Origin of the sequence: Kribbella sp. NBC_00709 (assembly GCF_036226565.1) — a bacterium.
In the GTDB taxonomy this organism is placed as follows: domain Bacteria; phylum Actinomycetota; class Actinomycetes; order Propionibacteriales; family Kribbellaceae; genus Kribbella.
The window spans coordinates 8437576-8449411 of record NZ_CP108996.1 but is presented as its reverse complement, the minus strand read 5'-3'; the positions used below and the strand labels follow the sequence as shown (position 1 = coordinate 8449411).

The following is an 11836-nucleotide window of genomic DNA, read 5'->3' as shown; positions in this document are numbered from 1 at the left end:
CCGGCGTCGGCAGCGCTTCGCGGGCCGCCGAGAGGCAACTGTTGCTAGTCGCGCCTGACGTTGCCGGTGGCGAGCTGTCCGTGGAGAGGGGAGCGAAGGCGTACCTGCGCGAAGTGGCATGGTCACAATTCGTGCACGGCCTGGTGGAGCACTTGCCAGTTGATCGCTGGTCTGATGGCGTTGCTGCCTCGATGCTCGGCGTGGCGATGAGGGTCGAGGGAGGGGTAGGGCGGTGTCGGAGAGTGCGGAAGACTCGCTGCAGGAGGCGGGCGCGGCGTTGCGCCGCGCCGTCGAGGTACTGCGGCGCCGGCCGGTGGACGACGTGGCGGCGAAGGTACTGGTGGCCGAGTTTCACGAACTGCGGACGCTGATGTCGACGGCTGCGCTGTTGATGGGGTCGTTTGACCTGTCGCGCTTCGCCGGTTTGATTCATCCGCGGCCGGTCCGCAACGAGGCGGGGCGAGATTCCAGCGTCCTCGAGGAAGCCGATGCCGATCTGACTGCTGCGCTGAGCCACCTGAACCAAGCGGCAGAAGGCCTCACGGCGGCGAGGCAAAAGCTCGACACGCTGCGCTGACCGCGGCGTCGACGTCGCTCAGTCGAGAAGTTTTTCGAGCCTCGGCCGAAGCTCGCTGACGTCGCCCTCAACGTCGACCAGTTTGTCGCGGCTGGTCGCGCCTCGCACAAGTGTCACCGCAGAGCGTCGGGCGCCGAAAGCCGCCGCGACCGCCTCCAAGGCCGCCTTTGTCGCCTGGCCGTCCACTGCCCGGGCTGCTACCGCGACCACCAGGGCGGGACCGGCCGGGCCGTCGTACCGGCCGCCGACGACGGTGCGGGAGGCACCTGGCTTGACTCGCAGCAGAACTCGCATGACAGAATTCTCGCCTGATAGAGACCCGGTGATCGCAACGCCGTCTCATCAGTTCCTGGCACCTGTCCGGCCCCGCCGTGCCATGCGAACGGATCCACTTCATGCACGCCATGGCCTACATTCTCTGCTCCGTCACTGCTCCGTGGGACGCTGACAAGTGTCGATCAGCGCCGGGTGCTGATGAGCAGAGAAACGCCAGGTCAGAGGCCAGATTGGCATCTTTCCGCCGGTGGCTGCGCTGAGCACCGGCAAAATCCTCGACATCTTCGAAGGAACCCAGCAAATCCAGCAACTGATCGTGGCCCGGCGACTGTTGGGCAAGACGTCAGCCGAGCTGAAATAGCCTTGTTTGTAAGGGATGTGTACTCGCTAATCGGCTCTCACGCGTCTGGTGTCGTAGGCCCACATCGCGATCTCGACGCGGTTGCGGGCGCCGAGTTTGGTCATCAGCGAGGCTACGTGGGTCTTGACCGTGCTCAGGCCGACGAAGAGATCGGTGGCGATCTCGGCGTTGGTGCGGCCCCGTGCCACCAGCGCGAGCACTTCCTCCTCGCGCTCGGTGAGCGGGGCGATGGGCTGGACCGGTATCACCGGCGCCTGGTCGGCGAAGGTCGCCAGCAGCCGGCGGGTGACGTTGGGGGCGATCAGCGCGTCCCCGTTGGCCGCCGCGTGGATGGCCTGCACGAGTAGCGCCGGCCCGGCGTCCTTGAGCAGGAAGCCTCGGGCGCCGGCGCGGAGGGCGCCGAGGACGTATTCATCGAGGTCGAAGGTTGTGATCACGACGACCGCCATCGGGTCGGCAACGCCCTCCCCGGCCAGGCGCCGGGTCACTTCGATGCCGTCGAGCCCGGGCATCCGGATGTCGATGAGGAGGACATCGGGACGCAGCCGGGTCGCCAGGTCGAGCGCGTCGAGCCCGTTTGCTGCCTCCCCCACGATCTCGAGGTCGGGTTGGGCGCCGAGGATCATGACGAGCCCGGTCCGGACCAGGTCCTGGTCGTCGGCTACGACGACACGGATGCTCATGCCCGCGCCTCCACCGGCAGCACGGCCTCGACCACCCAGCCACCCTCGGGCCCCGGCCCCGCGGAGAGCGATCCGCCGAGGAGCTGAGCTCGTTCGGCCATGCCCTGCAGGCCGAACCCAGGCTCCGGGGCCGGCCCCGGCTCGGTCTGTCCATCGTCGCTGACACGCAGCCTGACGGCATCGCCCTCCCGGCGTACGTCGATCCCGACGCGGGTCGCGCTCCGGGCGTGCCGTACGGCGTTGGTCAGCGACTCCTGCGCGAGCCGGTAGAGCGCGGCGTCCACGGGGCGTGCCAGCCGGGTCAACGAACCGTCCAGCGAGACCTCGACGGTGGGCGTCGCGTCGGCGCGCGCCAGAGCAGGCAGGTCCGCGACACCCGGCTGCGGTGAGTAGGCGACGGCTTCCTCGTCACGCAGCACTCGCACCATGGATCTCATCTCCGCCAGGGTGCGGGACGCTTCAGACTCGATCGCGGCCAGGACCTCGACAGCCTTCTCGGGCTGGATGCCGGCGACGACGCCACCGGCCTGCGCCTGCACCGCGATGGCCGAGACGTGGTGGGCCACGATGTCGTGCAGCTCGCGAGCCAGCGCCACCCGCTCCTGATTGCGGATCTCGCGCTGTTGGCGATGCCAGAGGTCCGCGCGGTAGCGGAACACCGCCGCGAGGGCGACGAACAACAGCAGGAGGAAACTCCCGCCGAAAACTTCGGCCCAGCCCGCGGAGGAGACGTACATCCCCAGCGCGACGACGACTGTCACGAACGCCGTACCCAAGACCATCTCCCGTCCCGAGCCCCACCGCACCAGGGAGTAGAGCAGAATCAGGACGGCCATCATGGAGTAGAGGCCGAGGTCCCCGGAATGCGCAGCTAGCTGGAAGACCGAGAGCAGCCCGGCGACGCCCCACCCGACCAGGACGGCCATCAGGGGGCGGCCCCGTCGCCAGAGCAGAGCAGGTATCAGCACCAGGGCGAGGACCGTCACAAGGGGTCGCCAGGCCAAGCCCGGCCGGACGATGCCCTCCACCAAGGCGGCGGCCGCGAACACGCCCACCAACAGCCAGTCGAAACGACCAACGGGTGGGGCGTCAGCAGGCCGCGGCTCACGCCAGATGGAGCGCCGGACAGTGTCCACGGCTCCAGCCTAGGGGGCGGCGCCCCTCGACGTACCCACCGAAAGAACTAGCGAGAGACCGTTCCATCGGCCAGGCGACGTCCGGCCTCCGGGCCGATGTGCCCGCCGCAGCGCTCAACGATCGTGGACGTACCGATCCTCACCACCTACGGAGCCCATGATGAGAACAGGTCAAACCACCACACCACTGGAAGACCAGCCGATCCCGGTGAGAGCCAAGCTCACCGCAGCGTGGACAAGCTTCATGTTCCTGTACGCCTACGTGGACATTCTCAACTTCTTCACGCCCGGCGTCATCGACGACATCCTCAACGGCAAGGTCTTCGAGTTCGGCCTCTCCCAGACCTTCTCGACCACGGCCCTGACCCTGATGGCCATCCCGATCCTGATGATCGTGCTGTCGATGACGCTGCCCGCCCGGGTAAGCCGCATCGCGAACCTCGTCGTGGCCTCGCTCTACATCCCCGTCACGGCCTTCAACGCGCTGGGCGAGTCCTGGCTGTACTTCTACGGCCTCGGCATCGCCCTGGAACTGATCCTTCTCGCCCTCATCCTGCGCTACGCCTGGACCTGGCCCCGCACCGCACCGTCGGCGACCATGGCGACCAGCCCGGACCGTGAAACCGTTCGCGCCCAGCAGCCACGACGAGCCGACGTATGAGGTCCGGCAGTCCCTACAGAACACCCCGGAGGTGGCTCCCGCGGGACCCCATCCTGCGATCTGTACCCCACTGATCGGCGCTCACGGCACCCGGTCCTGGACGGCGTCGAACTGCAATGGTTACTGGGCGCGGACATCGACCTCCACGCCCTTGTAGCCGCCCACCTCGACCAGGCCATCACCCGCTGGACAGCCGCACCAGCGATCTAACCGGGGCATCGGATCCGAGGCGTTGTGACTGCGGTTGTGCTCGGGGCGGATACGGTCTCGGCGGTGGGGGACTCACGCCCGCGACAGGTTCGAGGAGATTTGACGGTGTCTGGTGCCACGTTGTTCTTGATGGTTGGGCTTCCCGGGGCGGGCAAGACGACCCGGGCTCAAGAGTTGGCGAGGTTGCATGATGCGTTGCGGTTGACTCCGGATGAGTGGCACCTTCCCTTGTTCGGCACCTCGCTGAGAGCGGACGGGAAACGCGATCTCTTGGAAGGCTGGATGATTACGGTGGCGCTGCGGACGCTGCGGCTGGGGACCAGTGTGGTCCTCGACTTCGGGCTCTGGAGCCGAGACGAGCGGTCGGCATTGCGCTGGCTGGCGGGGCAAGCCGGGGCGCCGTGCCAGGTGGTCTATCTGCCCGTCGACCTGGACGTCCAACTCGCGCGTATCGCTCATCGCGAGGCCACCACGCCGACCTTTCCGATGCCCGAGGCCGACGTCGCTGCGTGGCGCACCAAGTTCGAGGAACCCGACACCGCTGAGCTCGCGGGCGCGGACAGTCCTCGTCCGCCCGAACGGTGGACGACGTGGCTGGCATGGGCGGTCGACCGATGGCCAACGCTCACCGCTGACTACTGCTAGGCGACGTCAGTCGATATCTATCTGGTGGGTGTCGAAGGCGATGTAGCCGGTGAAGTCGTGGCCGACCTGTTCGATCGCGGAGTGCTTGGGGGAGGGATACGTCCAGGCTGCATCGGAGAGGACTCGGCTCGGTGTTGTGACGTCGAAGTATTCGGCGCGGCCCTTCCAGGGGCAGACGTAGGGCTTGGCTGACGGGTGAAGGACGCCGATCAGCAGCGATGCCGGTGGGAAATAGCGGTTCCCTTCGATCACGACGATCTCGTCGGCGGCGGCCTCTGCCAGTAACGTGCCGTCCGCGGTCGCTTTGATGTCGGTTCGCATTGCTCGATTCTCGCTTTCGGATCGTGAAGGGCTGAGCCGGCGACGTACGTCTCGAGTCCTCAGGGGCGGACGCGGATGATCGTCTTGCCGTTGAGCCGTTCGGTCGGATTGAGGGCGGCGATCGCATCGTCGAGGGGTGCGACGGTGCCGATGTTCGTCCGCAGGCGTCCGTCACGCACCCGCCGGACGACCTCGTTCAGTTGGGCGCGATCGGCCTCGACGACGAAGTCGATCGCAAGGCCGTCCGCGGGCCGGGACTCGGGCGGCCCGACAACGGTCACCAGTGTTCCTCCGGCTCGGACCAGTTGCGCGGACCGCTTCTGGATGTCGCCGCCGATGACATCGAACACGAGATCTACTCCGCCGACGTCCTCCAGGGAGTCGTTGTCGAGGTCAACGAACTCCTGAACGCCGAAGTCGAGAGCTTTCTGCCGGTCAGCAGCGCGTCCGGTGCCGATGACGTACGCGCCGAACTCGCGCGCGAGTTGCGTCACCATCGTCCCGACCGCGCCGGCCGCGCCATGTGCGAGCACGCTCTGCCCCGCGCGGAGGCGGCCGTGCTCGAACAGTCCCTGCCATGCGGTCAGCCCCGAGATCGGCAGGCTCGCGCCCACGGTGAAGTCGACGTCGCCCGGGAGCGGGGCGAGGTTGCGCGCCTCGACAGCCGCGTACTCCGCCAGGGTGCCGTCGCGATGCCAGTCCGCGAGGCCGAACACCCGCTGTCCCACCGACAGTCCCGTCGTGCCGTAGCCGAGGGCGGTGACCACGCCGGCCAGTTCGTGCCCAGGGATGGACGGTGTCCGGTCCCGGTCGCGACGATCGGTCCACGTCGAGGGCCACGCCAGCTCGGTCGGGACGTATCCCGACGCATGGACCTCAACGACGACGTCGTTGATCGCTGCCGCCGGCTCGGGACGCTCGGTGAGCGTCATCCCGGCCGCACCCGCGGCCTCATCCGTCACCACGATCGCCTTCATCAGGCACCTCCCTGCACTCGTCGTTGATCTAGCGGCCTACTGTAACTGGACTAATTCGTCCAGGGCAATGTGGGCTGCATCGCTCGGCAAGCCAGACCCTGCAAGGTGCGTTCCATGTGACGAAGGGAAGTAGTCGGACCAGGTAGTCCATTTGAAGAGACGGTGCGGGACCCGGACCGGTACCGTGGGGTCGTGACTCGATCGGGAAGCGCGGCGGTTGCTCCGCCCCGTCGGCTGACATCGCGCGGTCTGGCGACCCGGACGCGAATCGTCGAGGCGGCTGCCGACCTCATGTATGTGAGAGGCGTCAATGCCACGACACTCGACGATGTCCGGGCGGCGAGCAGCACGAGCAAGTCCCAGCTCTACCAGCATTTCGCCGACAAGGATCAGTTGGTCCGGGCCGTTGTCTCGCTACGCGCTGGGCAGGTCCTCGAACGCGAACATGGGTACCTGGAGCGCTTGCGTTCGTTTCGCGGCCTGCAGCGCTGGCGGGACGCTCTGGTCCAACGCAACGCCCTTCAGAACGGCGCCTACGGGTGTGCCCTAGGCTCGATGGCAAGCGAGCTGTCCGATCAGGACGACGAGGCCCGCAAGACGCTGGCCGAGACTTTCGCGGACTGGACCGGCCTGATCGCCGCCGGACTCCGGCGAATGCAGGTCAGCGGCTCCCTCAGCCGAACGGCTGACCCCGACAAGCTCGCGGTAGGTCTCATGGCGGCCCTGCAGGGCGGCTATCTCCTGGCCGAAACCCAGCACGACATCACGCCGATGGAGACAGCTCTGGACATGGCGCTCGACCACATTCGCTCGTTCCTGACGACGTGAACTGGCGATGCCGGATGTCGTCGATCGATGGTTCCCTTCCGTTGTGGGGCTGTCAGTTGGAACGTGCTGAAGGGTCCTTGCTGGACGAAAAGGGTCAGGCGGGCCGCGGCGGGCTGAGGAGATCGCCGTACTCCGGGTTCTTGTCGACGAATCGGCTGACGACCGGGCAGTAGTTCGACACAGTCACCGACTTCGTGCGGATGTCGTCGAGGGCGCGGCCGACCAGCTCCCACGAGAGACCTCGGCCGCGGTACGTCGGTTCGATCACGGTGTGCGTGATCGACAGGTGCGAGCCGATCAGGTGGTACACGAGGAGCCCGGCCTGCTGCCCGCCGACGAGGAGCTCGTAGTACTCGTCGCCTGCGTGGTCGACCACCGTCACTGCCTGATCCTCGGCGGGAGGCTGCGCGGCAGTCGGCGCGGGAGGTTCGGCGGGAGTCGGGGCGGGAGTCGGCGCCGGGTCAGCGACCGCGCCGTCGATGGTCAGCAGGTCGGCCAACGGAGCTTGCCAGCCTGCGCCGAACGCTTCGGCGGGGAGGCTGGCATCCCAGGTGAGGCTCGAGCCGGCCTGATTGCGGAACTGAAGAACGAGCCGCCAATCATCCTCGTTGTCGTGGGAATCCGGTGTTGTGCGCACCTGCACCCGGACGCTGCTCGGAAGCGAGCTGAGCATCATCGGTTGTGTCTGCAACGGCAGGACCGTGCGCCCGTCTTCCGCCCGTACGTCGTCCAGACCCGCGCTCTCTGCGGCGCCCCAGCTCGCCAGCGTCGCATCCATGCCGGCACTCCCGAGTAAACAGGCGGTGACGCTGACCTCGACCAACCGACCGCCGGCGATCGTTCGACCGGACGCGCCGGCCACCGTCAGCCCGCCACCGGCGAGGTAGAAGCCCGTCCCATCGGCCCCAAGAGCCTGATCAGTCATCTCCACGTCCTCTTTGCGGCTCCACAGCCCGCTCGCATCCACGAGTGGACTATTTAGTCCACTCGCCAGCGACTATATCGCGTCACTCAAGACAGGCGTCTACTTGGCGATGTGGATTGGCTGAGGCGTCAGCTCGCCTGTTCTTGCGAACGCCACAGCCCAGGATGTTTCGTGAAGGATGTGGTCGGGATGCGGTTTCGGGATGCTCCGGCGACGGTCTCGCCGGACCTGCCGGTCGTTCACCGATGGGTGGACCGCAACCGTGACGCGCACGCGAGGCTGACGGAGACCGTCGAGCACGGCGGTGATCGGGTGGTCCTGATCATCAGCATCCCGGTTCATGAGGAGATGCTGCGGGCGCGGCTCGAGATTCCCCCGCTCGTGCAGTTCCCCGAGTTGTTGCGGTTCAGGCGCTGGCAGCCGACTGAGCAGGAGACCGAATGGACCCTTCAATGGGTGTTGGGTCTCATGCGCAGACAGGTCGATCTCGGGTTGCCGACGAAGGTCACCTCGACCGGGCCACAGCCGGTGTCCGGGCTCATCATGATCACGCTTGACCGTGTCGATCCGACGTACGCCGCCGAGCTCGAAGCTCGCGGCGACGGGCTCACCTTCGTTCTGCCCGAGCCGGTGAATCCCGTTCCGCTGGGCGTTGCCGGCGCCTGGTCGCCGTATCACCGAGTCCCGGATGCAGAAAGTCCGATCTGGGTCACGGTGGAGAAGCCGCGCGCCGACCTCCCATGATGAAGGTCGGCCGGCTCGTGCTAGGGCTCGATCGTCAGGGTTTCGATGAGGCCGTCGCGGAGGGCGAAGCGGAAGTGCAGGTCGGCGACGCCGCCGGGGAAGTTGCCCTCGAGGTGGTGGATCGCGTCGTAGTGGGTGTCGTCGAGGCGGCCGGCGCTGGTGAGTTCGGTCGTGTAGGTGAACTCGCTCGCCGCGTTCGCGACCCAGTCGCGGATGTTGTCGTGCCCGCGGAAGGTGTGATCGTCGTCGGTGACGACGGCGTCGGGCCGGCAGAGCTGGATCGCGGCGTCGGCGTCGCGGGCGACATTCGCGGCGAGGAATCTCGTGATCACCTCCGGGAGTTGGTCGGTGGCGATCGGCGTGGCTACAGGCTGGTTCGTCATGCCTGCCAGCGTGCAGTCTCCCGCTGGGGGAGTGTCAACGCGCTTGACACTCCCCCAAGGGGAGAGTGGAAGGTGCCTGTATGCAGGCACGACTGACGATCGGGGAGTTCGCGGCGCTGACGCAGTTGAGCGTTCGGACGCTGCGCCGCTATCACGAGGCGGGTCTGCTCGACCCCGCCGACGTCGACCCCTTCACCGGCTACCGGTACTACGAAGCCGCCCAGATCCCCTCGGCCCAGGTGATCCATCGGCTCCGTGAGCTCGACGTACCGCTGGCCGAGGTCAAGGCCGTCCTCGCCACCACGGATCCGGCCCGGCGCGCCGCGATGATTGCCGGCCACCTCGAACGGCTCGAGATCAACCTCGACCGGACCCGCGCGGCCGTCGTCTCGTTGCGTCAGTTGCTCCGGCCGCAGGTCGAGGAGCTGGACGTCGAGCTCCGCTCGGTGCCGGCCCGCCGGGTCGCCGCGGTGAGCGCCGAGGTCGACAGACAAGGAGTCGGCGGCTGGTACGACGGTGCTCTGGCCGAGCTCGACACGGCCGTCCCGACTGAGCAACGTATCGGTCCGCTCAGTGGCCGTTACGACAACGAACTGTTCACCGAGGGCCGCGGTACGGCAACAGTGTTCTGGCCGGTCCGTCAGGTGTCGCCGTCCGGCCGGGTCCAGGCGCTCGATCTGTCCGCGGTCGAACTCGCCGTGGCCGTCCACCGCGGGCTCCACGACGACATCGGCGTCACCTACGGCCGCCTCGGCGAATGGGTGGTCGACCACGCCCTCGCGGTCGCCGGCCCCGTCCACGAGACATACCTGGTCGGCCCAAGCGACACCGACATCCCCGAACTCTGGCGAACCGAAATCGGCTGGCCGATCTTCCGCCTCGCCCCGTAACGCAGCCATCGCCTGCTGCTGGTCTGGGTTCAGAGCTTTACTTCGCGGAGGTGGCCGGTTTCGACTTCGTAGACGAAACCGCGGACCGTGTCCTTGAGTCCGGTCTCGGCCTGGATGGAGGCCGCGCGTCCATGCACGCCACCACGGCGACGTGCTTCCGTGGGGTCGTGACCATGATGTGAGACTGCGGAGGCGGGCGGCTGAGGCGTCGCGAGACGGTGGTGTTCTTGTTGCGATGAAGGGCGGATGGGATGACGTTTGAGCGGGGCTATCGCGCGGCCGACGGGCGGTACGAGCGGTTGGAGTATCGGCGGGCGGGGGACTCCGGGCTGGACCTGCCGGCGTTGTCACTCGGGTTGTGGCAGAAGTTCGGTCGTGACTATCCGTTCGAGACGCAGCGGGAGATCTTGCTGCACGCCTTCGACCTGGGCATCACGCATTTCGACAACGCCAACCGGTACGGGCCACCGCATCGGGCTGCGGAGCAGGTGTTCGGACAGGTGCTGCGGGCCGAGCTGGCGCCGTACCGTGACGAACTCGTCCTGACCACGAAGGCCGGTAACCCGATCGGTCCGAGCCCTTATCTCAAAGGCGGTTCGCGCAAGTCGCTGCTGGTGTCGCTCGAGCGCAGCCTGCGGGATCTCGGCACCGACTACGTCGACATCTTCTACCACCACCGGCCGGATCCGTCGACGCCGCTGGAGGAGACCGTGGGTGCGTTGGTGAGCGCGGTCCAGCAGGGCAAGGCGTTGTACGTCGGTATCTCGAACTACCCGACTGAGCGCGCGCACGAGGTCGCCGCGTTGCTGCGTGCGGCCGGCGTACCGCTGCTGGTCCATCAGCCGCGGTACTCGATCTTCGACCGGACTCCGGAGACGAGCGGGCTGCTGAAGCTCGCTGCCGAGGACGGGTTCGGGCTGGTTGCCTACAGCCCCCTTGCACAGGGCTTGCTGACCGACAAGTACCTCGATGGCAAGATCCCGGCAGATGCCAGGGCCGCCGCCAGCGCGTTCCTGTCGCCGGATCAGATCGATGATGTCTATCGCGAGCGTGCGACGGCGCTGAACGATCTCGCCCGGGAACGCGGCCAGTCCTTGGCCCAGCTCGCCCTGCAGTGGGTACTGCGTCAGCCGCAGGTGACGACTGCGCTCATCGGTGCGAGTTCCACCGCCCAACTCGACCACAACCTCGCCGCCCTCGACTTCCCGGCCCTCACCGACGAGGAACTGACCCGCATCGACCACCATGGCGTCCACGGCACCGGCCAACGCCGCTGACTCTTCGGCGCCGCGCCGGTGTGTGAGATGTCCCTCTCTCGCCGTCGTGGCGCTAGTGAGCTGGGGAGGTCGACTATGTAGTGGTGACCTCCGTACCCCGCCCGCCGCATATCGATGGAGATTCCGGCGGGTACTTGCTCGACAACGCGCGCGCCGAAGCGGGTGAACGATTCGTTTGGCTGGCCGAGCTGTTCGACCGTGTGACGCGCGGGCACTTCGATCGGCTGGGGATCGGGGCCGGCTCGCGCTGCTGGGAAGTGGGGGCCGGTGGCCGCAGCATCCCGGATGTGCTCGCGGCGACCGTCGGTCCGACCGGGTACGTGCTGGCCACGGACATCGACCCGTCGTGGCTGGAGGCAGGTGACGGGTACGACGTACGCCGGCATGACGTCGCCGCTGATCCGCCGCCGGAGCCGGGGACGTTCGATCTGGTGCACGCCCGGCTCGTGCTGGTCCATGTACCCGACCGGGTTCGGGCGTTGGCAACGATGGTGGCGGCGCTACGGCCCGGTGGCTGGCTGCTGATCGAGGACGCGGATACCGCTCTGCAGCCACTCGCGTGCCTGGACGACAGCGGTCCTGCGCAGCGGCGGGCCAACCGGATGCGCGACGCGGTCCGGGAGTTGTTGACGGGTCGCGGCGCGGAATTGCGCTACGGCCGAACGCTGCCGCGGGCCTTGCGTGAGGCTGGTTTGGTGGATGTCGCCGCGGCAGGCTCGTTCCCGGTCGGCGGACTGGCCTGCGATCGGCTGGAGGCGTCGACGATCCGGCATGTGCGCGGCGAGCTGCTCGCGGCCGGCCTGGCCGACGACGCCGAGATCGACGCGCACCTGGCCGCCATCGACGCGGGCGAACTCGACCTGACACTCGCACCGCTGATCTCGGCCTGGGGACGCCGCCCGACCGAACACCCGCCTGCCCTCGGCTAGGTCGGCCGCGATC

Annotated in this window: 15 protein-coding genes; 8 read left to right on the top strand and 7 right to left on the bottom strand. The window is 67.6% G+C overall.

The genetic code is table 11. From position 1 onward, the window contains the following. Window positions 1-232: 232 nt before the first annotated feature. Window positions 233-577 (top strand): hypothetical protein, encoded by a 345-nt coding sequence (locus tag OHA18_RS41085; protein ID WP_329000822.1) that lies wholly within the window; start codon window positions 233-235, stop codon window positions 575-577. An 18-nt stretch (window positions 578-595) separates the two neighbouring features. Here OHA18_RS41085 and OHA18_RS41080 read toward each other — a convergent pair whose 3' ends face one another. From OHA18_RS41080 to OHA18_RS41070, 3 genes are all read right to left on the bottom strand, one after another. After that, entirely contained in the window at window positions 596-871 is a 276-nt protein-coding gene (locus OHA18_RS41080) for a DUF167 domain-containing protein (RefSeq protein ID WP_329000821.1), read from the bottom strand. 369 nt (window positions 872-1240) lie between these two features. Next, the gene (locus OHA18_RS41075) at window positions 1241-1897 is read right to left on the bottom strand and encodes a response regulator transcription factor (protein WP_329000820.1); all 657 of its coding nucleotides are present in this window, start codon (window positions 1895-1897) and stop codon (window positions 1241-1243) included. Next, window positions 1894-3033, bottom strand: coding sequence for a sensor histidine kinase (locus tag OHA18_RS41070; protein WP_329000819.1), 1140 nt, complete (start codon window positions 3031-3033; stop codon window positions 1894-1896). The genes OHA18_RS41075 and OHA18_RS41070 overlap by 4 nt, the downstream gene beginning before the upstream one ends. A gap of 160 nt (window positions 3034-3193) precedes the next feature. Here OHA18_RS41070 and OHA18_RS41065 point away from each other — a divergent pair, with 160 nt between their 5' ends. Next, a complete protein-coding gene (locus OHA18_RS41065; RefSeq protein WP_329000818.1) occupies window positions 3194-3694 on the top strand; it encodes a DUF6326 family protein in 501 nt (166 codons plus the stop codon). A gap of 315 nt (window positions 3695-4009) precedes the next feature. Further along, complete coding sequence (locus OHA18_RS41060) at window positions 4010-4549, top strand: AAA family ATPase (protein ID WP_329000817.1); 540 nt, start codon at window positions 4010-4012, stop codon at window positions 4547-4549. 6 nt (window positions 4550-4555) lie between these two features. Here OHA18_RS41060 and OHA18_RS41055 read toward each other — a convergent pair whose 3' ends face one another. Together OHA18_RS41055 and OHA18_RS41050 are read right to left on the bottom strand one after the other, a co-directional pair. Then, window positions 4556-4870 (bottom strand): DUF427 domain-containing protein, encoded by a 315-nt coding sequence (locus OHA18_RS41055; RefSeq protein ID WP_329000816.1) that lies wholly within the window; start codon window positions 4868-4870, stop codon window positions 4556-4558. 59 nt (window positions 4871-4929) lie between these two features. Further along, complete coding sequence (locus tag OHA18_RS41050; protein ID WP_329000815.1) at window positions 4930-5847, bottom strand: NADP-dependent oxidoreductase; 918 nt, start codon at window positions 5845-5847, stop codon at window positions 4930-4932. A gap of 192 nt (window positions 5848-6039) precedes the next feature. On the opposite strand from OHA18_RS41050, the gene OHA18_RS41045 reads away from it, so the two are divergent. Next, entirely contained in the window at window positions 6040-6675 is a 636-nt protein-coding gene (locus OHA18_RS41045; protein ID WP_329000814.1) for a TetR/AcrR family transcriptional regulator, read from the top strand. A gap of 94 nt (window positions 6676-6769) precedes the next feature. Here the strand turns inward: OHA18_RS41045 and OHA18_RS41040 are convergent, their stop codons facing one another. Next, window positions 6770-7600: a GNAT family N-acetyltransferase gene (locus OHA18_RS41040; RefSeq protein ID WP_329000813.1), complete on the bottom strand. Its 831-nt coding sequence runs from the start codon at window positions 7598-7600 to the stop codon at window positions 6770-6772. Between the two features lie 171 nt (window positions 7601-7771). On the opposite strand from OHA18_RS41040, the gene OHA18_RS41035 reads away from it, so the two are divergent. Beyond that, window positions 7772-8344 (top strand): hypothetical protein, encoded by a 573-nt coding sequence (locus OHA18_RS41035; RefSeq protein ID WP_329000812.1) that lies wholly within the window; start codon window positions 7772-7774, stop codon window positions 8342-8344. Window positions 8345-8364: 20 nt separating this feature from the next. Here OHA18_RS41035 and OHA18_RS41030 read toward each other — a convergent pair whose 3' ends face one another. Further along, window positions 8365-8727 carry a nuclear transport factor 2 family protein gene (locus tag OHA18_RS41030; protein WP_329000811.1) on the bottom strand — a complete coding sequence of 121 codons (363 nt, stop codon included), beginning with the start codon at window positions 8725-8727 and terminating at the stop codon, window positions 8365-8367. An 80-nt stretch (window positions 8728-8807) separates the two neighbouring features. On the opposite strand from OHA18_RS41030, the gene OHA18_RS41025 reads away from it, so the two are divergent. From OHA18_RS41025 to OHA18_RS41015, 3 genes are all read left to right on the top strand, one after another. After that, window positions 8808-9617, top strand: coding sequence for a MerR family transcriptional regulator (locus OHA18_RS41025; RefSeq protein ID WP_329000810.1), 810 nt, complete (start codon window positions 8808-8810; stop codon window positions 9615-9617). Between the two features lie 251 nt (window positions 9618-9868). Beyond that, window positions 9869-10894, top strand: a complete 1026-nt coding sequence (locus tag OHA18_RS41020) for an aldo/keto reductase (protein ID WP_329000809.1) — start codon at window positions 9869-9871, stop codon at window positions 10892-10894. 83 nt (window positions 10895-10977) lie between these two features. Further along, window positions 10978-11823: a methyltransferase domain-containing protein gene (locus OHA18_RS41015; RefSeq protein WP_329000808.1), complete on the top strand. Its 846-nt coding sequence runs from the start codon at window positions 10978-10980 to the stop codon at window positions 11821-11823. Window positions 11824-11836: the final 13 nt, after the last annotated feature.